The sequence below is a fragment of the Pseudoduganella flava genome (assembly GCF_007830495.1).
Taxonomy (GTDB): Bacteria; Pseudomonadota; Gammaproteobacteria; order Burkholderiales; family Burkholderiaceae_D; genus Rugamonas; species Rugamonas flava.
The window spans coordinates 12,009-34,944 of the sequence record NZ_VLKW01000012.1; the positions used below are offsets into that span (position 1 = coordinate 12,009).

Annotated in this window: 17 protein-coding genes and 3 tRNA genes; 11 read left to right on the forward strand and 9 right to left on the reverse strand. The window is 63.7% G+C overall.

Annotated elements, in window-relative coordinates; genetic code table 11:
- Positions 1–3 precede the first annotated feature (3 nt).
- Positions 4–1,869 carry a phosphoenolpyruvate carboxykinase (GTP) gene (locus IP92_RS24595; RefSeq protein ID WP_145880284.1) on the reverse strand — a complete coding sequence of 622 codons (1,866 nt, stop codon included), beginning with the start codon at positions 1,867–1,869 and terminating at the stop codon, positions 4–6.
- A gap of 358 nt (positions 1,870–2,227) precedes the next feature.
- Between IP92_RS24595 and IP92_RS24600 the strand changes: the two genes are divergently transcribed.
- On the forward strand, positions 2,228–3,229 hold the full coding sequence (locus IP92_RS24600) for a D-2-hydroxyacid dehydrogenase family protein (protein ID WP_145880286.1): 1,002 nt from the start codon (positions 2,228–2,230) through the stop codon (positions 3,227–3,229).
- Positions 3,230–3,358: 129 nt separating this feature from the next.
- Here the strand turns inward: IP92_RS24600 and IP92_RS24605 are convergent, their stop codons facing one another.
- A complete protein-coding gene (locus IP92_RS24605) occupies positions 3,359–4,111 on the reverse strand; it encodes an L-asparaginase (RefSeq protein WP_145880288.1) in 753 nt (250 codons plus the stop codon).
- 254 nt (positions 4,112–4,365) lie between these two features.
- Here IP92_RS24605 and IP92_RS24610 point away from each other — a divergent pair, with 254 nt between their 5' ends.
- A complete protein-coding gene (locus tag IP92_RS24610) occupies positions 4,366–4,851 on the forward strand; it encodes an asparaginase domain-containing protein (protein ID WP_145880290.1) in 486 nt (161 codons plus the stop codon).
- 19 nt (positions 4,852–4,870) lie between these two features.
- Positions 4,871–6,412: a class I SAM-dependent methyltransferase gene (locus tag IP92_RS24615; RefSeq protein ID WP_145880292.1), complete on the forward strand. Its 1,542-nt coding sequence runs from the start codon at positions 4,871–4,873 to the stop codon at positions 6,410–6,412.
- A 35-nt stretch (positions 6,413–6,447) separates the two neighbouring features.
- Here IP92_RS24615 and IP92_RS24620 read toward each other — a convergent pair whose 3' ends face one another.
- The 3 genes from IP92_RS24620 to dinB form a co-directional block, all read right to left on the reverse strand.
- Entirely contained in the window at positions 6,448–7,344 is an 897-nt protein-coding gene (locus tag IP92_RS24620) for a recombination-associated protein RdgC (RefSeq protein ID WP_145880294.1), read from the reverse strand.
- 221 nt (positions 7,345–7,565) lie between these two features.
- A complete protein-coding gene (locus tag IP92_RS24625; RefSeq protein ID WP_158206753.1) occupies positions 7,566–8,093 on the reverse strand; it encodes a PEP-CTERM sorting domain-containing protein in 528 nt (175 codons plus the stop codon).
- 213 nt (positions 8,094–8,306) lie between these two features.
- Positions 8,307–9,467: a DNA polymerase IV gene (dinB, locus tag IP92_RS24630; RefSeq protein WP_145880298.1), complete on the reverse strand. Its 1,161-nt coding sequence runs from the start codon at positions 9,465–9,467 to the stop codon at positions 8,307–8,309.
- Positions 9,468–9,668: 201 nt separating this feature from the next.
- Between dinB and IP92_RS24635 the strand changes: the two genes are divergently transcribed.
- Both IP92_RS24635 and IP92_RS30750 read left to right on the forward strand, forming a co-directional pair.
- Positions 9,669–10,760, forward strand: coding sequence for a porin (locus tag IP92_RS24635; protein ID WP_145880300.1), 1,092 nt, complete (start codon positions 9,669–9,671; stop codon positions 10,758–10,760).
- Between the two features lie 32 nt (positions 10,761–10,792).
- Complete coding sequence (locus IP92_RS30750) at positions 10,793–12,514, forward strand: methyl-accepting chemotaxis protein (RefSeq protein WP_145880302.1); 1,722 nt, start codon at positions 10,793–10,795, stop codon at positions 12,512–12,514.
- Here IP92_RS30750 and IP92_RS24645 read toward each other — a convergent pair.
- The gene (locus IP92_RS24645; RefSeq protein ID WP_145880304.1) at positions 12,511–13,338 is read right to left on the reverse strand and encodes a helix-turn-helix transcriptional regulator; all 828 of its coding nucleotides are present in this window, start codon (positions 13,336–13,338) and stop codon (positions 12,511–12,513) included. The two genes, IP92_RS30750 and IP92_RS24645, sit on opposite strands and share 4 nt — an antisense overlap.
- Before the next feature lie 242 nt (positions 13,339–13,580).
- The gene (locus IP92_RS24650) at positions 13,581–14,855 is read right to left on the reverse strand and encodes an MFS transporter (protein ID WP_145880306.1); all 1,275 of its coding nucleotides are present in this window, start codon (positions 14,853–14,855) and stop codon (positions 13,581–13,583) included.
- Between the two features lie 157 nt (positions 14,856–15,012).
- Here IP92_RS24650 and IP92_RS24655 point away from each other — a divergent pair.
- The 5 genes from IP92_RS24655 to IP92_RS24675 all read left to right on the forward strand — a co-directional run bounded on the left by IP92_RS24655 (position 15,013) and on the right by IP92_RS24675 (position 17,441).
- Positions 15,013–15,088: transfer RNA gene (locus IP92_RS24655), tRNA-Val, on the forward strand.
- Between the two features lie 23 nt (positions 15,089–15,111).
- Positions 15,112–15,188 (forward strand) — tRNA-Asp (locus tag IP92_RS24660).
- 191 nt (positions 15,189–15,379) lie between these two features.
- Positions 15,380–15,456, forward strand: a tRNA-Asp gene (locus tag IP92_RS24665).
- Positions 15,457–15,840: 384 nt separating this feature from the next.
- On the forward strand, positions 15,841–16,326 hold the full coding sequence (locus tag IP92_RS24670) for a cyclic nucleotide-binding domain-containing protein (protein WP_145880308.1): 486 nt from the start codon (positions 15,841–15,843) through the stop codon (positions 16,324–16,326).
- A complete protein-coding gene (locus IP92_RS24675; RefSeq protein WP_145880310.1) occupies positions 16,326–17,441 on the forward strand; it encodes an AI-2E family transporter in 1,116 nt (371 codons plus the stop codon). Before IP92_RS24670 ends, IP92_RS24675 begins: the two co-directional genes overlap by 1 nt.
- Positions 17,442–17,497: 56 nt before the next feature.
- On the opposite strand, the gene ahpF is transcribed toward IP92_RS24675, so the two are convergent.
- Positions 17,498–19,090: an alkyl hydroperoxide reductase subunit F gene (gene ahpF / locus IP92_RS24680; RefSeq protein WP_145880312.1), complete on the reverse strand. Its 1,593-nt coding sequence runs from the start codon at positions 19,088–19,090 to the stop codon at positions 17,498–17,500.
- A 71-nt stretch (positions 19,091–19,161) separates the two neighbouring features.
- A complete protein-coding gene (gene ahpC / locus IP92_RS24685; RefSeq protein WP_145880313.1) occupies positions 19,162–19,725 on the reverse strand; it encodes an alkyl hydroperoxide reductase subunit C in 564 nt (187 codons plus the stop codon).
- Between the two features lie 284 nt (positions 19,726–20,009).
- On the opposite strand from ahpC, the gene IP92_RS24690 reads away from it, so the two are divergent.
- Positions 20,010–22,934, forward strand: coding sequence for a T6SS effector BTH_I2691 family protein (locus IP92_RS24690; RefSeq protein ID WP_307724874.1), 2,925 nt, complete (start codon positions 20,010–20,012; stop codon positions 22,932–22,934).
- The last annotated feature ends 2 nt before the right edge of the window (positions 22,935–22,936 follow it).

The window sequence follows — 22,936 nt, forward strand, 5'->3', positions numbered from 1 at the left end:
CCGTCAGGCGCCCAGGCGTTGCTCCAGCTTGGCCTTGTTCGCCAGCAGTTCGTCCGGCAGGCGGTACGACAGCTTGTCGAACAGTTCCGTGTGCAGCTTCAGCTCTTCCCGCCATGCATCCTTGTCGATCGACGTGATCGTCTCGAACTCTTCCGGCGAGAACGGGATGCCGTCCCACTTCAGGTCGCCGTAGCGCGGCGTCGTGCCGAACAGCGTTTCGATGCCGCCGGCCGTGCCTTCGATGCGCTCGAGCATCCACTTCAGCACGCGCATATTGTCGCCGAAGCCCGGCCAGACAAAGTGGCCGTGCTCGTCGGTGCGGAACCAGTTGACGCAGAAGATCTTCGGCAGCGCTTGCGGATTGGCCGCCTGCACTTTCTTGCCCAGGTCCAGCCAATGCCGGAAGTACTCGCTCATGTTGTATCCGATGAACGGCAGCATCGCGAACGGGTCGCGGCGCACAACGCCCATCTGGCCAGCGGCGGCGGCGGTCGTTTCCGAACCCATCGTCGCGGCCATGTACACGCCTTCGACCCAGTCGCGCGCTTCCGTCACCAGCGGTACCGTCGTCGAGCGGCGGCCGCCGAAGATGAAGGCGGAGATCGGCACGCCGGCCGGGTCGTCCCAGGCCGGGTCGATCACCGGGTTCTGCACGGCGGACACGGTGAAGCGCGCGTTCGGGTGCGCAGCCTTCGTGCCGGAGGCCGGCGTCCAGTCTTTACCTTGCCAGTCGATCAGGTGTGCCGGCGCTTCCTTGGTCATGCCTTCCCACCACACGTCGCCGTCGTCCGTCAGCGCCACGTTGGTGAAGATGACGTTTTCCTTCAGCGACGCCATGCAATTGAAGTTGGTCTTCTCGTTGGTGCCCGGTGCCACGCCGAAGTAGCCCGCTTCCGGATTGATCGCGTACAGGCGGCCATCGTTGCCCGGCTTGATCCAGGCGATGTCGTCGCCGATCGTCGTGATCTTCCAGCCCTTGAACGTGGCGGGCGGGATCAGCATCGCGAAGTTCGTCTTGCCGCAGGCCGACGGGAACGCCGCCGCGACATAGTGCTTCTTGCCTTCCGGCGATTCGACGCCGAGGATCAGCATGTGCTCGGCCAGCCAGCCGGCGCCGCCCTGCTGCGCTTCCTGGTAGCCCATGTTCGAGGCGATGCGCAGCGCGAAGCACTTCTTGCCCAGCAGGGCGTTGCCGCCGTAGCCGGAACCGTACGACCAGATTTCACGGGTTTCCGGGAAGTGCACGATGTACTTGGTCTTGTTGCAGGGCCATGGCACATCCTGCTGGCCGGCAGCCAGCGGCGCGCCGACGGTGTGCACGCACGGCACGAACTCGCCGTTCTCGCCCAGCACGTCGTACACGGCCTTGCCCATCCGGGTCATGATGCGCATGTTGACGGCAACGTAAGGCGAGTCGGACAGCTCGACGCCAACATGGGCGATCGGCGAGCCCAGCGGGCCCATCGAGAACGGTACGACGTACAGCGTGCGGCCGGCCATGCAGCCGTTGAACAGGCCGTTCAGCGTGCCGCGCATTTCGGTGGGGTCGATCCAGTTGTTTGTTGGGCCGGCGTCTTCCTTCTTTGCCGAGCAGATGAACGTACGGTCCTCGACGCGGGCGACGTCGGACGGGTCCGAGCACGCCAGGTACGAGTTCGGGCGCTTCGCTTCGTTCAGCTTTTTCATCGTGCCGGCCGCGACCATCTCGGCGCACAGGCGGTCGTATTCCTCCTGCGAGCCGTCGCACCAGTAGATGCGGTCCGGCTTCGTCAACGCGGCCACCTCGGCGACCCAATTGATCAGCTTTTGATGTTTGATGTAAGCTGGTGCGTTCAGTGTAGCGACGCCACCCATCAACGGTTGGTTCATGGTACTACCTCCAATGCCAATAAAGAATTCTGTCTTGTCCCGCGGGCAGGATCGTCGTCAGCTTTTGGCTTGCGCTCGGAAAGTCATCCTGGATGCTTCGGCGTGTTACGGCGGTTCTGTCGTTGCGCCCGATTGCTCGAGGGCGCGCTCCCGGAGCGTGTGTGTGCTGCGACGGGAGGTGGAACGGGGTGCGGCGCGAGCTCTTCCATTCGCTCAGCCGCTTGACGATTGTACACCCCCACCCGTGGCTTTCCGACAAAAATGTAGGAAAAATGGTTGACCGATGTAGTAGGCTATTCAAGATATTCACAATCTCGTTAACTGGCTACCAATTCAATTTGAAATTCGCTTATCTCCAATGAAAATTGCCATACTCGACGATTACCAGGACGCAGTCCGCGAACTCGACTGCTTCGAACTGCTGGACGGTCACGACGTCAAGGTGTTCAACCATTCCACCCGCGGCCTGGGCCAGATGGTGGCGCGCCTCGCGCCATTCGATGCGATCGTGCTGATCCGTGAACGCACGGCGCTGAACCGCGCGCTGCTGTCCAAGCTGCCGAACCTGAAGCTGATTTCACAGACGGGCAAGGTGAGCGGCCACATCGACGTGGCGGCCGCAACGGAACTGGGCATCGCGATCGCCGAAGGCGTCGGCTCGCCGACCGCGCCGGCCGAGCTGACGTGGGCGCTGATCATGGCGGCGCAGCGCAAGATCGTGCCGTATGCAACAAACCTGAAGTCGGGCACGTGGCAGACGGTGTCGACCAACCAGCCGTTCAATACGCTGGGTACGGTGCTGAAGGGCCGCACCCTGGCAATCTGGAGCTACGGCAAGATCGGCAAGCTCGTGGCGGGCTATGGCAAGGCGTTCGGCATGGATGTGCTGGTGTGGGGCAGCGAGGCCAGCCGTGCCGCGGCAGTCGCCGACGGCTACCAGGCGGCGGCATCGCGCGAAGCGCTGTTCGAGCAAGCCGACGTGCTGACCTTGCACCTGCGCCTGGCGGACGCCACGCGCGGCATCGTCACGGCGGCGGACCTGGAACGGATGAAGCCGACGGCGCTCTTCGTCAACACCAGCCGTGCCGAATTGGTGGCCGAGGGCGCGCTGGAAGCGGCGCTGCGCGCGGGCCGTCCCGGCGGCGCGGCGCTGGACGTGTTCGAGAACGAACCGCTGCCGGCCGACTCGGTACTGCTGAAGATGCCGCACGTGCTGGCCACCCCACACCTCGGCTACGTCGAGAAGGACAGCTACGAGCTGTACTTCACCCACGCATTCCGCAACCTCGTCGACTTCTTCAACGGCGAGTGCAAGACCATCCTGAATCCCGACTACCGGCAGCACGTCCGCGACAGCTGAGCCCGTGTCCACCTTGGGGTCAACCCCAAAATCAGACACGACCTCAGCAGTGAACTGCGAGTGCCACGGCTGAGCCCGTGTCCGAAAACAGGGTTGACCCCATGGTGGACACGGCCGCTACCGTAGTGATCAGGCTTCCGGAATGCCGGTGAGGTTGATGCGGGGCGTGGGCATCGCGTGGACCTTCGTCCACAGGCCGGACCAGCCCGGCGGCCATGCGAGTGCCGGGCCCTGGTAGGGCCCGAGGCCGGCGCGCACTGGAACGACGGGCACCGGCGGCATGTCCGTCAGCGGGCCGCCGGTGGGGCGCTGCATGTCCAGGCTGTACATGTAGCCCGGCAGCAGCGCATCGCAGACCTGGGCGAACCATGCCGTGTGATCTTCGTCGCGACCGAGCGCCTGCGCGAGTCCCTGCGGATCGAACTTCGCCAGCGCATGGATCAGTTCCTCCGTGGTCGCGCCCGGCGTGTCGCCCCACCCCATCACGGGGTTGACGTTGTAGTCCGCCCCCGAGCCATACCAGCCCTCGCGCCACGAACGCTGCATCCAGTCGCGTTGGCCTGTGAACAGATGCCAGCGCCAGTGCAGGCCGGATGGCTTCGGCCACGAATACAGGTACAGCTTCTGGTAGCCCGCCTCGTGCAGCGCACGCACCACTGCCATCAGCCGGGCATGCGGCATCCGGTCCGGCGGGGCGCGGCGGAACAGGATCGCTTCGCCGTCGGCGAACTGCACCTCGTCGGTGGACAGGTTCAAGTCGAGCGTGCGGGTCTCGCTGCCGAAACGGGCAGCGATCCAGCCCGTCAGCAGATTGACGGCGGTGATCACCCCATAGCCGCGATGGCGATGAAAGATGACGGTTCCTGGGGCGAGCGCTTTCATGACGGAAGAGGCAAAAACCTTGGAAGTGCTGGGTTAATTCGAGTGGATGAGATCAGTGCGCGGGAACAGTGTGCAATACAGTGTACGAACAGGGCCGGCAAGGCGTCATTCGTCGCGATGATCAATTCAGCGCTTCCCTAGTGTACTCAACGAGATGCCAACTTGCCAGATGAGCGCGAACAAACTTTTTAGTTGACGGCGCGGCGCTGCACCGGGCTATCATTGAACATTTCTGCAACCATTCCTGTTACACCATGACTTTACGCATCATCGCCACGGGCGGCACCTTTGACAAGCACTACAACGAACTGAATGGCACGCTCGGCTTTGCCGACAGCCACCTGCCAGCGGCCATCGCCCGTGCCCGCATCACCACGCCTGTCGAGCTGGAACTCCTGCCCCTGCTTGACTCGCTGGATATGCAGGATGCGGATCGTCAACGTGTGTTGGCGTCGTGCACCGCCGCACCCGAACGCGCGATCGTCATCGTGCACGGTACCGACACGATGAAGGAAACCGCCGCCGTGCTGGGCCCAGCCGCGCTGGACAAGACGATCGTCTTCACCGGCGCGATGATCCCCTACGAGATCGACAATTCCGATGCGTTCTTCAACATGGGATTCGCCTGCGGCGTCGCGCAGGTGCTGCCGGCCGGCGTCTACGTCGCGATGAACGGCCGCATCTTCGCCTGGGACAACGTGCAGAAAAACCGCGCAGCAGGAGTCTTCCAACCCATGTAGTCCCTGAAAGGAAACTTGCATGCCCGACTGGTCCGCCGGCTACGTTGCCGACATTGGCTATACCTACGGCACCTATGCCGAACTGAATCCGCACCGCGCCCGCCTGGCCTTCGCGCTGGCCGGGCTGACACCACCGAACGTGGTCAATGCCTGTGAGCTGGGCTTTGGCCAGGGCATGAGCGTGAACATGCATGCCGCCGCGTCGGACGTGGCGTGGTACGGTACCGACTTCAATCCGTCGCAGGCCGGGTTCGCGCAGGAACTGGCAGCTGCGAGCGGTGCCGGTGCTCGCCTGTACGACCAGTCGTTCGCCGAATTCTGCGCACGCGACGACCTGCCCGACTTCGACTTCATCGGCCTGCACGGCATCTTCAGCTGGATCTCCGACGAGAACCGGCAAGTGATCGTCGATTTCATCGGCCGCAAGCTGAAGGTGGGCGGTGTGCTCTACATCAGCTACAACGCGCAGGCGGGCTGGGCAGCGATGGCGCCGTTACGCGACCTGATGAGCGAGCATGCGAACGTAATGGGTATGCCTGGCAGCGGCTCGGTCGCGCGCGTCGAGCAGAGCATCGCGTTTGTCGAACGATTGTTCGCCACCAATCCACTGTTCACGAAGGTCAACCCGGCCGCCGCTGCGCGCTTCGACAAGGCGAAAGACATGAGCCGCGCCTACCTGGCACACGAGTACTTCAATCGTGACTGGGTGCCGTTCGCGTTCTCTCGCATCGCGAAGTGGCTCGAGCCGGCCAAGCTCAGCTATGCGTGCTCGGCGCACTACCTGGACCATATCGACCAGATCAACCTGACGCCGGACCAGATCAAGCTGCTCGGTGAGATCAGCGATCCCGTGTTCGCGCAAACCGTGCGCGACTTCATGGTCAACCAGACCTTCCGGCGTGATTACTGGGTGCGCGGTCCGCGCCAGCTGGGCACCATCGCGCGCGAGGAACTGCTGGCGCAGACGCGCGTCACCCTGGTGACGGAGCGGAGCAAAGTGACGATGAAGACCTCCGGCTCGCTTGGCGAAGTCACGCTGCAGCCGCAAATCTACGACCCGATATGCGACCTGCTTGCTGACGGCCAGCCGCGCACGATCTCCGAGGTCGCCGCCGGGGTGGCAAAATCGCACAAGATTTCGGCGCCGCAGGTCGTGCAGGCAATGACCGTCCTCATCGGCACGGGCCAGGTCGCGGCGTTGCAAAGCGAAGAGGTTGTCGCCCGTGCGGCGCCTCGTGCCCAACGGCTGAACCTGCACTTGGCCGAGCTCGCAAAGTCCAACCTTGAGCTCTCCTATGTCGCCGCCCCGGCGGTGGGCGGCGCGTTCGCGGTGGACCGTCTGCACTTGCTGTTCCTGCTGGCGCGCGCGCAGGGTGCTACCGGTCCCGAACAATGGGCCACGATGGCTCACGGAATCCTGATCCGCCAGGGCCACCGCCTGCTGATTGAAGGCAAGCCGGTCGAATCGGACGCGCAGCAGTTGCATGAGCTGGTGAACCGTGCCGTCCGCTTCCGCGAACACATGCTGCCGATGCTTATCCGGATGGGTGCGATCACCTGAGCTGGAACGGGCCGCCAACGATGGCGGCCCTGCGATCAGGCGGTAGCTTCGCCGCCCAGCGCCTCGACGATGTCCTTCAGCAGCTGCGACAGTTCACCCGTCATCAGCATGAAGTCGCCGTCGAAGCGTTCGTCGTCGTTGCGGGTGACGGCATCGTTCTCCTTCAGCACGTCGAGCGGCTTGATGCCCTTGATCGCCAGCGCTTCGGTCAGCACGAACGAGATCTTGCTTTCCCACGTCATCGCCAGGCGGGTGCACTGCTTGCCGGCGGCGATGTGGCGGCGTACCTCTTCCGGCTCCAGCGTGTGGCGAACGTAACGTACTGCCGCCTTGCTTTCGCCGGTGGCGCGCAGTTCCGTATCCATGTCGACGGTGAAGCCGGCCGGCGCTTCGTCTTCCTGCAGCCACGCCGTCATCACGCCCACCGGCGAGCGCTGCACGCGCAGGCTTTCCAACGGCATGCGGTCGACGGCTTTCAAGAGCAGCTTGATCACATCATCCGCCTTGGCCGGGCTGGCGGCGTCGACGACGAGCCAACCGTTCACCGGGTCGATCCACGTCCACACATTGCCTCGGATCGTGAAGGCGCGCGGCAGCAGTTCGTCGTGCACGCGCTCCTTCAATTCCTTCATTGCTTTCTTACCAGGCGGGAAACCTTGCTGTTCTTCCATCTCCAGCGCGCGCGCCTTGGCGACCTGGTTGACGACGGTCGACGGCAGCAGTTTCTTTTCCGTGCCCAGCAACAGCAGCATCTGCTTGTTCACGACGTGCACGAGCGAGCCGTTGCCGCGCGGCGAGTCCCAACCCTGCCGCATCAGCTCATTGCTGCTGGCGGGAGTGAACGCGAAAGGACGGAGGGCTTCTTCGAGTTTTTCGGGGGCGAATGCCCAGGGGGCAGGCAGGCGATAGATCTGGAGATTCTTGAACCACATACGAAAACACCTTGTTCGGCTCGTTGCAAAGCTCGACATTCTACATCGGGCTCAGCAGCGAAACCACCAGGAAACATCGCTTTCGGGTGTTGCAAATGCGCATCTATAGGGCCGCAGGCACGCGCAGAGGGAGCCGCCGACAAGCGGAACGGTCGCGCTGGCGATGCAACACCGGCGCAACGCCAGCGCGCGGCTCTCCGAACGCTACCCTTCCGCCCGGTTCAGGCGTCGCCAAGCGTTTCCTGACAGACCGGCTGCCGGCTGCGCCGCCGCTTGCGCAACGTCCCAAGCAAGCCCAAGCCCAGCAGAGACATCGCGATCATCGACGGCTCGGGAACCGTGGGCACCAGAAAATACGATGTACCCAACGTCGGCATCCAATTCATGATGACGCCGTGCTCCTCGGCCAAATAGCCTTCGTTCATGAACGCCTGCGCCGGATCCAACGTTTGGTAGTCGATAACGGCGCTGAACTCATAGCTGTAGTGATATTCCCAAACATGCAGTTTTATAACGTCGCCAGGCTGATAGGCGAAGTACGAGATGCCGCAACCAGCCTGGGGCGTTGGAGTGGGACAACTGTAGTAGTCACGACCGTTGACGACAAGCGATGTCAGTTCATCCTGGCTGATCTGTTGATCCGCGTTTCGGTCGTCGCCGGCGAAGGTTCCGCCAAGCGTCTGATCGGGTGACCAATAGTTGCTGTTCGCATCCCAGAATCCCCTGAATTCGAAATTGAAGTGCTGCATGTCCGCTCTGCAGGAGGCTGCAAGCAGAAGTGTGATGGCGAACAATATGGTTCTCATTGGCTTCCCTCCAGGTTGGACAATCACGCCTTGCTGGGAGCAGTCTAGGAGCCGGTATTGCGCTTTTAAAGCATGCGCATTCGCCGTTTTTAATCGCGATCAAATTCGGGCCAACCGCAGGTGCGGCATGCCATCGACGCATCGGCGCTGGTGCGCTCAGCTTTCCTCGAACAGATCGCGCTGGACAGGCACGACACGCGCGCCTGCCTCCTCGATCGGCACCAGTGCGCTGACGCGCACACCGAGCAGCCTCATCCGCTGCTCCAGCGGTACCCGGCGCAGGCATTCGCCGGCGGCGCGGCGAATCGCGGCGGCGTCGCAGATCGGCGCCGGCAACGTGACGTCGCGCGTCACCGTGCGGAAGTCGGCATAGCGCAGCTTGAGGCCCACGGTGCGGCCGGCATAGCGCTTGCGCTCCAGGTCGTCCGCCAGCCGCGTGCACAGCCGGGTGAAGATTTCCGACAGCGCCTCGCGGTCGTGCTTCGCGTGCAGGTCGCGCTCGAACGTCGTCTCGCGGCTGATGCCCTTCGGCTCGTGGGTGGTGACGACGGCCCGTTCGTCATGGCCATGCGACACACGACGCAGCCATTCGGCGTAGTTCAAGCCGAAGTGTTCCTGCAGCAGCTTCGGGTCCGCCAGGGCGACCTGCCCCACCGTCTCGATGCCGAGCGCCGCGAGCTTGGCGGCCGCCTTCGGGCCGATGCCGTTGATCTTCTTGGCCGCCAATGGCCAGATGCGCACGGGCACGTCGTCGTACGAGACGATCGTCAGGCCATCCGGCTTCTCCAGGTCCGAGCAGATCTTCGCCAGCAGCTTGTTCGGTGCGATGCCGATCGAGCAGGTCAGCCCGGTCGCCTCCTTGACGGCCGCCTTGAGCTTCATGCCGAGCGTGCGGGTGTCGTCCGGATGGTCGGTGAGGTCGAGATAGATCTCGTCGACGCCGCGGTCTTCGACGTGCGGCACGATCGTCGCCACGGCCGCCTTGAACAGGCGCGAATAGCGGCGGTAGGAATCGAAATCCGTCGGCAGCAGGAACGCATCCGGCGCCAGCGCGGCCGCCTTCATCATGCCCATCGCGGAAAACACGCCGAACGCGCGGGCTTCATAGGTGGACGTCGTGACGACGCCGCGGCCCACATAGTCGCGCAAGCGAGAGAACTTCCGCGTGCCGTCCGCCAGCGTGACGGGCTGGTGCCGCGAGCCGCCACCGACGACGACCGGGTGGCCGCGCAGTTCCGGATAGCGCAACAGTTCCACCGATGCAAAGAACGCATCCATGTCGAGGTGGGCTATGCGGCGCGGCGGGGCGGTGGTCATGTCGATCGTTGTTGAATACTGTAATTATATCCAGTATTCAACAGCGCTTGCCAGTCACGTCGCGATGGCATGCATACGCCGCTCACACGAGCTTCGTACGCACTTCGTACGGACTTCGTATTTACGCAACAGTGACCGCGCGCCGAATCGTGCGCACGGGGAAGGCGCGTACCATTTGGCGTTTCGACACGGCTTGCGAACATGACTCCATCCCTGCGCCCTTATTGCTGTGCTGCCCTCCTCGCCTGCGCATTGCCTGCGCTGGCACAGTCCTCGATCACAGTGATGGGCGGTGTCGATGCGTTCGTCGGCTCGATGAAGAACAGCGGCGATCCTGATCGCACGACGGTACTGGGCAGCGGCGGCATGACGACGTCGTGGTTCGGCTTTCGCGGCAGGGAGGAACTGGGCGACGGCCTGTACGCGGAGTTCTACCTGACGGGCTTCTTCCAGGTCGACACGGGCACGTCGGGCCGCTTCGCCGGCGACAATCTGTTCTCGCGCGACGCCAACGTGGCGCTCGTCGGCCGCCTGGGCCGGCTGCAGCTGGGCCGCGCCTCCGCTCCCAGCTTCCTGCCCAACATCCTGTTCAACCCGTTCGGCGATTCGTTCACGTTCTCGCCGCTGGTATTGCACTCGTACGTACCCACCGGCCCGTTCGGCGCCCGCACGTGGGCGTCGACGGATGCCGGCGACAGCGGCTGGAGCAACCAGATCGTGTACACGACGCCGTCGTTCGGCGGCCTGCGCGCGGGGCTGCACTACCAGGCCGGCGAACAGGCGGGCAATACGAACCGCAACAACGTCGCGATCAGCGCCATGTACGACAAGGGTCCGCTGGCGCTGACGGCGTTCGCGCACCGGGTCCGCGTCAGCAATCCGAATGGGGGCCAGGCGATCGTCGACCCGACGAGGAGCCCCGTCAACTATGCCGCGCTGGACGAGCAGCGCGCGTGGTTCGTCGGCGCCACATACGATCTGAAGCGCATCAAGCTGTATGGCACGTGGCAGCGCACCGTCAACGACGCGGCCGGCACGGAAGCACTGCGCGACCTCACGGTCAGTGTCGGCTTCACGCTGCCGGCGGGGCCGGGCGCCGTACTGTTCGACGTTGCCGATACGCGCCGCAGCGGCAGCCTGTTCGGCGCGCAGCGCACGCGGCGCACGGGTTCGCTGGGTTACGACTACCGCATGTCGAAGCGCACCGACCTGTATGCCGTCGCAATGCGCGACCGCATCACGACGCTGCCTTCGGCGATGAGCTATGGCATCGGCATGCGCCATGCATTCTGACGACTACGATCGACCTGACCAGGGAGTATGACGTGAGCCTATCCAACCTGCGTATCGGTGCCCGCCTCGCCCTCGGCTTCGCGCTCACCATCGTGATCATGCTGGCGATGTCGCTCGTCGGCATCAGCCGCGTGCAGGAAGTGGCCGGCCATACCGACAAGATCGTCAACGACCGCTATCGAAAGGTCGCACTGATCAACGACATGCGCAGCCAGGTCAATCGCGGCGCACAGGCCATGCGCAATGCGATGCTGACGCCAGACGCGGCACAGACGCAGGAGTTCCTGCGGCAGCTGGCACTGGCCGACGAAGCGGGCGGCACGGCCGCGGCGGAACTGGGCAAGATCATCGTGGTCCCGGCGATCCGCACGATCTACGACGAACAGAATACTGCGTACGTTACCTATCGCGATCGGCGCGAAAAAACGATCGCGCAATATCGCAGCGGCGACCGCGAAGGTGCCGTGCAGGCGCTGTTTGCGGAGGTGATTCCCGCCCAGACGGTTTACTTCGGCAAGCTGGACCAGTTGTTGAAAGCACAGCGCGAGCTGATGGCCAGCGACACGAAGGCGGCGGCGGATGCGGCGCGCTCGGCGACGACGCTGATGATCATGCTCCTCGTGCTGGCCACGCTGGTTTCCGCAGGCTGCGGCTACCTGATCACGCGTTCCGTCACGGCGCCGATCGGGGATGCCGTGCGGGTGGCGGAAACGGTGGCGTCGGGCGACCTCACCGCGCCGATCACGGTCGACCGCAAGGACGAGATGGGCCGGCTGCTGGCGGCATTGCGTGACATGACGGCCGCGCTGACGGTGACCGTGCGCACGGTGCGCGACAGCACGGACACGATCAACACGGCCGCCGCCGAAATCGCCGCCGGCAATATGGACCTGTCGAACCGCACCGAGCAGCAGGCCGCGAGCCTCGAGGAAACGGCATCGTCGATGGAAGAGCTGACGTCCACCGTGCAGCAGAATGCCGAAAACGCGCGGCAGGCCAACCAGCTCGTCGTGTCGGCGGCCGACCATGCGAACGAAGGCGGGCAGGTCGTCAGCCAGGTTGTCGAGACGATGGGCTCCATCAAGGAAAGCTCCGGCAAGATCGTCGACATCATCGGCGTCATCGACAGCATCGCATTCCAGACCAATATCCTCGCACTGAACGCGGCGGTGGAAGCGGCGCGCGCGGGCGAGCAGGGCCGCGGTTTCGCCGTGGTGGCATCGGAAGTGCGCAACCTGGCCCAGCGCTCGGCCAGCGCGGCCAGGGAAATCAAGGAGCTGATCAACGACTCCGTCGAGAAGGTCGATGCGGGCAGCCGGCTCGTCGACCAGGCCGGCACGACGATGGAGCGTATCGTCTCGTCCGTGCAGCGCGTCGCCGGCATCATGAGCGAGATCGCGTCGGCCAGCACCGAACAAAGCTCCGGCATTGCGCAGGTCAACACGACGATCACGTCGATGGACGCGACCACGCAGCAGAACGCGGCGCTGGTCGAGGAGGCCGCGGCGGCGGCAACGAGCATGCGCGAACAGGCGCAGCGCCTGGCCGAGGCGATTGCCGCGTTCCGCATCGACGAGCGGGCCGCCACGCCAGCCTACGCGGTGCGCCCAGCGCCGGTCGCCCCCGCGCCGGCCGCGCAGCCTGCCCAGCCGCGCATTGCCGCTCCGCGGGCGGCACCCCGTGTGACCGCGGCGAAACCGAAGCCGGGGCCCGCCACGAAGGCGCCCAGCGGCGACGAGTGGGAGGAGTTCTAGGTCTGGCCCTGCGCCGCGAACCAGGCGGCCGTGGCGTCATCCGCCGGAAAGAACGATTCCAGGCGCAGCTCGTGCAGCGTCACATCATGCGGCGTGCCAAGCGTCGTAATCGTCGTGAACAGGTTCAGCTCGACGCCATCCTTCGCCAGGGTCACCGGCAGGAACGGCAGCGCGCGCCGCTCCAGGTTCGGCACGGCCAGGCTCCCATCGGTGCCGGCAAGTGTGGCAAGTTCGGCCAGCAATGCCTCGGCCTCGCTGCCGGGGCCGTCGCTCATCGCCTCGCGGGCGATCCATTGCAGCTGGTCCGCGCAGACATCCTGCCAGTTGACGATGCACGGGCGCAGGCCCCGCGGGTCGAGCGTGGTGCGGATCACGTTCACGCTGCCGTCACGCGGCAGCGGCGCATGGGTCGGCATGCCGAGAAAGAAGCGCAGCATCGCGATGGCCGGCTCGTTCGCCATCACGAGGTTCCACAGCCGGTCGACGACGAGGGCCGGATACGGCGCCGCCTGCGCCAGCATGAACTCGAGCGCGCGGCGCACGGCCTGCATTTCGGGGTCGGACAGGCTGCGCTCCTGGTAGGCCGGCGCGAAGCCCGCCGCCAGCAGCATCGCGTTGCGCTGCCGGAGCGGCACGTCCAACACGATGCCCAGCTTCAGGATCAGCTCCCGGCTCGGCTGAGCGCGGCCGCTTTCAAGGAAGCTGATGTGCCGCTGCGAGACGTCCGCATCGACGGACAACTTCAACTGGCTGTAGCCGCGCTTGTTGCGCCAGTAGCGCAGCGCGTGGGCGAAGTCGCTGAAGTACGTGTCCGGTGCGTTCATGCTGGTCTCCTGTGCCGTTGACGAATTCACTGCGAGCGGTACGACTGCCGAGCCCGTGTCCACCATGGGGTCAACCCTGAAATCGGACACGAACGCGGCCGTTGCGGTTGCCCGGACCACGCTCTACTGCCGGGGCCGTGTCCGAAAGCGGGGTTGACCCTCCGGTGGACACAGGCTGAGCTATTGCAGGCAGCTGCTGTCGTGCTGACCGATATTCTGCCTGCGCCGGCGGCGTGCGCCGATTACCTTGCGGGTAATTGGCCGAAGGGCCGCCCAACCGCCAGCACAAGCAGCGCGCCGAGGACGAGGCTGGCGGCCAGCAGCACCATGCCGGCCGCCGTGCTGCCCGTCGCGTCGCGGATCGCACCGACGAGGTACGGGCTGACGAAGCCGGCCAGGTTGCCGACCGAGTTGATCAACGCGATACCGGCCGCCGCCGCGGTACCAGCCAGCAGCGCCGTCGGCAGGCTCCAGAAGATCGGGAACGTCGTCAGGATGCCCGCGGTGGCCAGCGATAGTGCGGCCAGTGCGAGGATGGTGTCGTGCGCGTATGCCGTCGCGGCAAGCAGGCCGGCCGCGCCGGCAAGCCCGGCCAGCGCGATATGCCAGCGCCGCTCGCCAGTGCGATCCGAGTGCCGTGCCGCCAGCACCATCACGACGGCCGCCACGCCGTACGGAATCGCCGTCAGCAGGCCGATCTCGAACACATCCTGCACGCCGCTGTTCTTCAAGAGTTGCGGCAGCCAGAAGCTGACGCCGTACAGCCCCATCACGAACAGGAAGTACACCAGCGCCAGCCGCCACACGGTGCCGTTGACGAACAGCCGGGGCAGCGGCAGGTCGACGCGCGGCGCCGGCTCCGCAGCCAACGCACGCTCCAGCGCGGCCTTGTCAGCCTCCCTCAGCCAGCGGGCAGTATGGATACCGTCGGGCAGGTAGTACAACGTGCAGATGCCCAACGCGACCGACGGGACGCCCTCGAGCAGGAACAGCCACTGCCAGTCGTGCAGCCCGGCCACGCCGGCGGAGGCGGCCATGATGGCGCCGGACAGCGGCCCGCCCACCACGCCCGCGATGGCGACGGCACTCATGAACAGCGCGACGATGCGGGCGCGGCGGTGGGCGGGATACCAGTACGTGAGGTACAGCACGACGCCGGGGAAAAAGCCCGCCTCGGCCACGCCGAGCAGGAAGCGCAGCGCATAGAAGCTGGCCGGGCCGGTAACGAGCGTCGTCGCGGCGGAGACGAGGCCCCAGCTGATCATGATGCGAGCGATCCAGCGCCGCGCCCCCACTTTGCGCATCAGCAGGTTGGAGGGCACCTCGAACACGAAGTAGCCGATGAAGAAGATGCCGGCGCCGATGCCGTAGACGGTGTCGGACAGGCCCAGATCGGCCTGCATGCGCAGCTTGGCGAAACCGACGTTGACGCGGTCCAGGTAGGCGGCCACGTAGCACAGGAACAGGAACGGCAGCAGGCGGCGGCTGACCCGCGCATACAACGCAGCCTCGTTCATCGGCCCTCCGGTGGATGAAAACCGCAGCGTAGCATCGCAAGCGTGCCCGGGTGGAAAATTTTCGCGAAAGCTCTTGCGGAATGCGGAAATGCCGCAGTAGAATACGGCCTCTTCTGAACGTTGTGACAAACGTTCGAGGTTCGAAGCGGTGATAAGCGGGCGCTTAGCTCAGTTGGTAGAGCGGATCCCTTACAAGGATTAGGTCGGGAGTTCGACCCTCTCAGCGCCCACCACGATTCGAATTTTTAGAAGATCTGGAGCGGTAGTTCAGTTGGTTAGAATACCGGCCTGTCACGCCGGGGGTCGCGGGTTCGAGCCCCGTCCGCTCCGCCAGAACAAAGTCAAAGTAGTGCTCCCCCTGCGGGGAGCACGGTCCTCGGGCTCGAAGGGTTTCGCTTGCAAGCGAAACCGCGGTCGGCGGAACGTCGACGAACCCCGTCGCTTTGACATCGAGAGCCCGGCAACGGGCTCTCATTTTATGTTTTTCATTGGATGTGCATAGGTAGGATCGTGCAAATCTAATTGGAGCGGTAGTTCAGTTGGTTAGAATACCGGCCTGTCACGCCGGGGGTCGCGGGTTCGAGCCCCGTCCGCTCCGCCAGAATAACGAAAAAGCCCGGCTTCACGCCGGGCTTTTTCTATTCTGGCGCAGCGGAGCGCTTCCCCTGCGGGAAGCGCGGCGGGGCTCGAAGGGATTCGCTTGCAAGCGAATCCGCGGCCGGCGGTACGTCGGCGAGCCCGTCCGCTCCGCCCTGGAAAGCCCGACCGGGCTTTCCCCACTTCAAAGCCCAGCGCGTAGCGCCTGACTTCAGGCTTCATCAGCGCATGCCCACCGCTCCTGTAAAAGCCACCCCCAAAATGCAACCTCCAAGGTCAGACCCGCCGGGTCTGACCCAGTCCACGTGTATGTGCAATGCAACACCTAGTCACACCCCGCCAAATCAAGCGACAATGCAAGTGCAATCCACCCGCCCCTGGAGCCCACGTGATTTTCGGTTTTCTGAAGCCGCCTCCCCTGTCGCCGCGCCTGGCCCGGCTGCGCGAAACGGTCCTGCTCAATTCCCTGACGCCGCTGGAACTGAAGATCGTCGACGGCCTGATGCACGAGCGCCGCTATCTGGCCGGCGAGATCATCTTCGATGAAGGCGAGGAAGGCCAGGCGCTGTACCTGATCACGTCCGGCCACGTGCAGATCAACCGCACCGTCAACGGCGTTCCCGAGATCATTACCGAACTGTCGCCGGGGGCATTTTTCGGCGACCTCGCGCTGCTGGACAATTCGCCGCGCACCGCGCAAGCCAGGGCATGGGACGACTGCGAGCTGGCAGTGTTCTTCCGCGCCGACTTCATGAGCCTGATGGAGACGGATGCCGTGATCGGCTACAAGATCTCGCTGGCACTGGCGCGCCACATCGGCGCCCGGCTGCGTGAACGGATGGCCATCGACAGCCCGCACATCGAGGTGATCTGATGCACGACCAGCAGCAGTCGGGCCCCATCGTCTGGTGCGGCATCATCGCGGCCACGTGCGTGCTGCTGTTCCTGATGCAGCAGGTGCTGTGGCTGTCCGTGCCGTTCCTGCTCGCGATCATTCTTTACTACGTGCTGCTGTCGCCCTTCCAGCGCCTGCTGCGGATGGGCTTTTCCCGGAATACCGCCGCGATGCTGGTGGGGACCGGCTTCGCGCTATTCATGCTGCTGGCCGTGATGGTGGGCATGGCATGGATGTCGGCACCGGCAACGAACTGGCAGGACATGCCGGCGCGCTACCTCTCGGCCGGCGTGCGCTTCCTGCGCAATATGATGAACGCGCTGGAACAGCAGTTCCCGTTCCTGCAGCCGGCCCATCTGGGCGAATCCGTCGACCTGAACATCGCCGAATATTCACGCGAGTTCGTGCAGCGCCACCTGAAGGAAGCGGTGGTCACGGCCGCGGCGTGGGTGCCGTCGCTGCTGCTGGCGCCATTCCTGGCGTTCTTCTTCCTGCGCGACGGCCGCCGCTTCAAGCGCTTCCTCGCCCGCGCCGTGCCGAACGCATTCTTTGAAAAGACGCTGTACCTGCTGCACGAAGTCGACCAGACGGCGCGCCGCTACTTCCACGGCATGCTGAAGCTCACCATCATCGATACGGCCGTGCTGGCGCTGGGGCTGTGGGCCGTCGGCCTGCCGTCGCCGCTGCTGCTCGGCTTCATCGCCGCCGTGCTGGCCTGGGTTCCGTATGTCGGTTCGATCGCCGGTTGCCTGCTGGTGGTCCTCGTCGCCTCGGCCGATGCGCCGGACAACAACTTCGCGGCCTACAGCGCGATCGCCGTTTTCATCTGCGCCCGCCTGCTGGACGACTTCATCTTCATGCCGATGACGCTGGGCCGCAGCCTGCGCATCCACCCGCTCGTGACGGTGGTGATGATCTTCGTCGGCGGCACGCTGGCCGGCGTGACGGGCCTGATGCTCGTGCTGCCGCTGCTGGGCGTGGTGATGGTGGTCGGCGAAACGCTCGGCGTGCTGATCACCGATCCGCGCCTGCAGGCGCGTCACCGCTACGCCCGCTCGCTGCGCATCAAGGAAGCGAGCTTCGACCTCAAATAAAAAAAAACGGTGTCAGACACCTGTGCCTGACACCGGTTGCTCGGCCGCGGCCTGAATTACGCAGCCGCGGCGACCTTCGCCTGCTCGACTTCGACTTCGTCGTCACCGGAGCGGATCAGATGATCGAAGGCGGACAGCGCGGCCGTCGCGCCGGCGCCCACGGCGATCACGATCTGCTTGTACGGCACGGTCGTCACGTCGCCGGCGGCGAACACGCCCGGTACCGACGTCTGGCCCTTCGCGTCGATCTCGATCTCGCCGTGCTTCGACAGCGCCACGGTGCCCTTCAGGAACTCCGCGTTCGGCACCAGGCCGATCTGCACGAACACGCCTTCCAGGTCGATGCGATGCAGTTCGTTGGTGTTACGGTCCTTGTACGACAGGCCCGTGACCTTCTTGCCGTCGCCGTGGATCTCCGTCGTCTGCGCCGACATGATGACCTTCACGTTCGGCAGCGAATGCAGCTTGCGTTGCAGGACGGCGTCCGCACGCAGTTCGTTACCGAACTCGATCAGCGTCACGTGCTGCACGATGCCGGCCAGGTCGATCGCCGCTTCCACACCGGAGTTGCCGCCGCCGATCACGGACACGCGCTTGCCCTTGAACAGCGGGCCGTCGCAGTGCGGGCAGTACGCCACGCCGTGGTTCCGGTATTCCTTCTCGCCCGGCACGTTGATCTCGCGCCACCGTGCACCGGTGGACAGGATCACGGTCTTCGCTTTCAGCACGGCGCCCGTCGCGGTATGCACCTCGGCCACCTTGCCCGGCACCAGCTTCACGGCGCGCTGCGTGTTCATGATGTCGACTTCGTACTGCTTGACGTGCTGCTCGAGCGCGACGGCGAACTTCGGACCATCCGTTTCCTGCACCGAGACGAAGTTCTCGATCGCCAGCGTATCGAGCACCTGGCCGCCGAAACGTTCCGCCAGCACGCCCGTCTTGATGCCTTTGCGGGCCGCGTAGATCGCGGCAGCCGCACCGGCAGGACCGCCGCCGACGACCAGCACGTCGAACACGTCCTTCTTGTTCAGCTCAGCGGCCTGGCGCGCACCGGCATTGGTATCCAGCTTCGCGAGGATTTCCTCGACGTTCGTGCGGCCCTGGCCGAAGTGTTCGCCGTTCAGGAACATCATCGGCACGGCCATGATCTGGCGCTCTTCGACTTCCTTCTGGAACACGCCGCCATCGATCGTCGTGACCTTGATGCGCGGGTTGATGACCGACATCGCGTTCAGTGCCTGCACGACTTCCGGGCAGTTATGGCACGACAGCGAGATGAAGGTCTCGAATTCGTAATCGCCTTCCAGGTTGCGGATCTGTTCGATGACGGCTTCGTCGAACTTGATCGTGTGGCCGCCCACCTGCAGCAGGGCCAGCACCAGCGACGTGAACTCATGGCCCATCGGGATGCCGGCAAAGCGCACGCCGATGTCGGTGCCGGCACGGTTGATCGAGAACGACGGCTTGCGCACGTTGGCGGCGTTGTCCTCGACCAGGGTAATCTTGTCGCTCAAGCCGTCGATATCGGCGAGCAGTTCCTTCATTTCCCGCGCTTTCGCGGAGTCATCCAGCGATGCGACGATCTCAATCGGCTGCACCACTTTTTCCAGATAGGCTTTCAGTTGGGTTTTGAGATTTGCATCCAGCATGACGTTATTCCTTTCTTGTGCGCCGCCAGGCACATGCCCGGCGGCGGGTACTACTCAGTGTTTGCTACAGCTTAGATCTTGCCGACCAGGTCGAGGGACGGGGTCAGCGTTGCGGCGCCTTCGGTCCACTTGGCCGGGCACACTTCGCCCGGGTGGGATGCGACGTACTGGGCTGCCTTCACTTTGCGCAGCAGTTCGGTTGCGTCGCGGCCGATGCCGTTGTCGTGCACTTCCATCACTTTGATGAAGCCATCCGGATTGATCACGAAGGTGCCGCGCAGGGCCAGGCCTTCTTCTTCGATCATGACCTGGAAGTTACGCGACAGCAGGCCGGTCGGGTCGCCGATCAGCGGGTAGTTCACTTTCTTGATCGCGTCGGACGTGTCGTGCCATGCCTTGTGAGCGAAGTGGGTGTCGGTCGAGATGCCGTACACTTCCACGCCCAGCTTCTGGAATTCAGCGTAGTTGTCAGCCAGGTCTTCCAGTTCGGTCGGGCAGACGAACGTGAAGTCGGCCGGGTAGAACACGAATACCGACCATTTGCCCTTCAGGGACTCTTCGCTCAGATCGATGAACTTGCCGCCGTGGTAAGCGGTGGCCTTGAACGGTTTGACTTGGGTGTTGATCAGAGACATTTGTGTTTTCCTCGTGAGGGTTGTGAATCAATGAGTTGCTATCTTAGCGGGGTCTCGTCAATTTGGAAAATTGATTGTTCCAATAATTTCAATTGAGTTTGACTATCGAAACGGTGTGACGAGACTCGCTATTATCTCTGTTCCTGTTAAAACGTGAAGGTTGGGGGTGCGACAACTAAGCCGCGTTTGTGATCGTTTGGAGTGCTCCCAGGAATCTCTTTTAGTGGGATAATGGTTGCGTAAATCACAACGCCCACTTTGCGTCTTACGCGGGAACAGCCGTCATGCCATGCACAAATCCCCAAAATCCTGATTGCCCCAACTGCAACAAGTCCGGCCTGGCCATTCTCCCCGTGCGGTATGCAGTGGTCCCGCAGAACCTGAATGCGACACTGCCGGCTCCGCTGGGCAACAAGGTCACCGACGTCAAGCTGGCGCACCACAAGTACGCGCTGCGCACCTTGCGGCAGGGCTATATCTACGTCTTCCACGAAAAGCACCCGCGTGGCAGTCACATCAAGTGGGAGGTCTACAGCGTCAGTGCCGCAGGCACGGTCTGGAAGCAGCTGTCACCCGAGGCGATGAAGCCTGTCGTCGAAGAGCCGGCCTGCGCACGCAATGGTCACAACATTCCTGCTTCGGTCATTACCATCGAATCGCCGGAAAAGTGCAAGCGCGTGTGGATCGCATTTTCCGAGCACCCGTGGAGCAAGGAGACGTTTGCGGACTTCGCAAAGGACGCCAAGCTGCGCGACCGTCGCATGCAGACATTCCTCCCCGCCACGTGGATCGCCGCTGGCGGCTACCGTCATGGGCTGCCCGCGACACGCGCGAACATCGAACAGGTTGTCGAGTACAAGCCGGACTTCAATGCTGAGGCTTTGAACGGCACGGTAGTGCCGAAGGTCAGCGAAGAAAACGGCACGCACAAGCAGCGGCCTCTAGAGACCACCACGACACGCTACCAGGCGATCTCCCGCAAGGGCCAAAGCGAGCCGCTGGCAAAGACGATGCAGCAGATCAGCCAGGACCCGAAAGGCAAGGACCACACACCGATCATGATCGCGTTGTGGGACTCCGTGGGCATCGCGCATGAACTCAACGGTTTCTACAACGAGGCCGCCGGCTGGGTCGAGAAGTACAACGCCGAGCGCGATCTGCAGGTGTCGGCGATGATGGCGCTCGAGGGCTTGAAGAACGCGCTGTCGAAGAAGGCCGCCGACGACACCGACGAATTCCAGAAGCGGGCGATCGAGAATTCGAGCTACCAGGGCGACACCGCGCGACGGCGCGCCAATGCCGCCAAGCTGCCGCCGCAACAGCGTGCACACGAACTGGAAATCTGCGACATCATCGACGACTGGAAGCGGCGCAAAGTGCCGGCCACGCTGTACATGACGCAGCTGAACCATGCCAACCTGTTAAGCGAACCGGGCCGCAGCATCGAGATCGACAGGGTGAAGCAGGAAGCCAACGACATGCTCGCGCGGCGCGACAAGGCTGCCGTGCAGAATATCGAGAACGCGCGTGAAAATTCGTGGGAACGATACGAGGATCAGTTGGCGGGCGGCCCCGGCGGCAAGAAGCTCTACCAGGACTTCAAGGACAAATACGACAAATTCCTGGGCGCCGCAACGAAACTGATGAACGAGCGGGCAACCGACGTCGTCGCCTGGCTGGAATCGCGCTATCTGGTCAACGCCCTCACCGAGTTCCACGGCGCCAGCAGCGATGACGGCATTGCCTACGACACCCACGTCGGCATGGCCATCTTCGGCATCCAGGCATCCGAGGCGGGCCAGAAAAAGCTCGACGACTGGATCAAGGAGCTGAAGACCGCCGAACATAACCTGCTGTGGCGCGCCGTCGCGCTGAACCAGACCGAGGCGATGGCCGAACTGGATGGTTACCTGACCGAAGCCGGCAAGCATGCGGCACAAAAGACGCCGGCCGGATCGCTCGACGTGCTGACGACGATCTCGAAGTCGCTGAAGGCTGTCGTCGACACGTACAAGAAGGTGGCGAGCTTCAACAGCTCGAACACGGACGCCGCTTCGGACAAAGGCAGCAAGGCCTTCGGCATCAAGCTCAATCCCATCAATGCGCGCGGCATCGACCTGGTGGTGATGACGGCGGGCGACCGCATCTTCGGCCAGTTCCGCATCTATGGATTGGCCGACTATGCCAGCGAAAAGATGATCCAGCACCTGTTCAGCATACGCGCGCTGCTGACGCCTGGCGATTCGCTCAAGCTGCTCGAGGCTCAGGTCGCAAACGGCGCGGCAGTCAGGGCGCAGACGCTGCAAATGATACGTAGCGCACAAGGCGGCTCGCTGAGTGCGGCGACGGAGTTGAAGACCAAGCAGGCAGAGGCCCTGCGCAAGACGTGGAAGGAATTCAACGACACCAACGCCAAGGCGGCGAACTCCATGCGCGATGCGCGGCTGGCATTGCTCATCATGCTGATCGAGGGTGTGAACTTCAGCAAGCTGCTGAACGACTGCCTGACCAAGAACGACAAGAAGAGCTGGTTCTCGCTGGCGGCGTCGGGCATGACGGTGACGAGTGCGCTGTACGATATGGCGTCAGTTCCCGCCAAGGCATTGGCGAAAGGTGGCGGCGACAGCTGGTCGTATCAGCGGCTGAAGCTCATCGGCGGCACGTTAAGCACTTTGGCGGCGGGCTTGACGGCGTACATTGATGTCAATGAAGCAGAGAAGAAAGGCGCGCAAGGCCAGCGGTTCGTGTCGATGCTCTATCTGGCTAAAGCCTTCATTGGGGGAGGCGGAGCCGCATTGACCTTCGCAACCACATTCACGTATTCGGCACCAGTCATCGGACGGCTTCTGAAAGCTCCGGCTATCAGCTCAGCAGCCCGAGTTGCCGGTGGTCGCGCTGCCGCGATTATCGCGGCGCGCATCTTGTTCATGTCAGTGGGCGCGTGGGTCACCGTTCTCACGTTTGGCTTACAGGTTCTGATCTGGATCTTCTCCAAAGACGAACTGCAGATCTGGTGCGCGAGATGCCCATTCGGAGTGGATCGCAATACCGAGGGGCATTTCAAGTCTGCCAAGGAACAGACAAAGGCGTTCGAGGACGTATTGATCGGAATGGGCATGGCACCCGAAAAAGCGGCCAAGGGCCCAACCTCTGAAGAGCTTGCGGCTCAACCTCGTCCCAGCGTCGAGGAAATGATGATGTACGACTGATA

What these genes read in the sequence shown, in the direction of transcription:
- IP92_RS24600 (WP_145880286.1), top strand. Translation starts at nt 2,228, where the DNA reads ATGAAAATTGCCATACTCGACGATTACCAGGACGCAGTCCGCGAACTC.
- IP92_RS24610 (WP_145880290.1), top strand. Translation starts at nt 4,366, where the DNA reads ATGACTTTACGCATCATCGCCACGGGCGGCACCTTTGACAAGCACTAC.
- IP92_RS24645 (WP_145880304.1), bottom strand. Translation starts at nt 13,338, where the DNA reads ATGAACGCACCGGACACGTACTTCAGCGACTTCGCCCACGCGCTGCGC.
- IP92_RS24615 (WP_145880292.1), top strand. Translation starts at nt 4,871, where the DNA reads ATGCCCGACTGGTCCGCCGGCTACGTTGCCGACATTGGCTATACCTAC.
- ahpC (WP_145880313.1), bottom strand. Translation starts at nt 19,725, where the DNA reads ATGTCTCTGATCAACACCCAAGTCAAACCGTTCAAGGCCACCGCTTAC.
- IP92_RS24625 (WP_158206753.1), bottom strand. Translation starts at nt 8,093, where the DNA reads ATGCAGCACTTCAATTTCGAATTCAGGGGATTCTGGGATGCGAACAGC.
- dinB (WP_145880298.1), bottom strand. Translation starts at nt 9,467, where the DNA reads ATGACCACCGCCCCGCCGCGCCGCATAGCCCACCTCGACATGGATGCG.
- IP92_RS24675 (WP_145880310.1), top strand. Translation starts at nt 16,326, where the DNA reads ATGCACGACCAGCAGCAGTCGGGCCCCATCGTCTGGTGCGGCATCATC.
- IP92_RS24690 (WP_307724874.1), top strand. Translation starts at nt 20,010, where the DNA reads ATGCCATGCACAAATCCCCAAAATCCTGATTGCCCCAACTGCAACAAG.
- ahpF (WP_145880312.1), bottom strand. Translation starts at nt 19,090, where the DNA reads ATGCTGGATGCAAATCTCAAAACCCAACTGAAAGCCTATCTGGAAAAA.
- IP92_RS24650 (WP_145880306.1), bottom strand. Translation starts at nt 14,855, where the DNA reads ATGAACGAGGCTGCGTTGTATGCGCGGGTCAGCCGCCGCCTGCTGCCG.
- IP92_RS24620 (WP_145880294.1), bottom strand. Translation starts at nt 7,344, where the DNA reads ATGTGGTTCAAGAATCTCCAGATCTATCGCCTGCCTGCCCCCTGGGCA.
- IP92_RS24595 (WP_145880284.1), bottom strand. Translation starts at nt 1,869, where the DNA reads ATGAACCAACCGTTGATGGGTGGCGTCGCTACACTGAACGCACCAGCT.
- IP92_RS24605 (WP_145880288.1), bottom strand. Translation starts at nt 4,111, where the DNA reads ATGAAAGCGCTCGCCCCAGGAACCGTCATCTTTCATCGCCATCGCGGC.
- IP92_RS24635 (WP_145880300.1), top strand. Translation starts at nt 9,669, where the DNA reads ATGACTCCATCCCTGCGCCCTTATTGCTGTGCTGCCCTCCTCGCCTGC.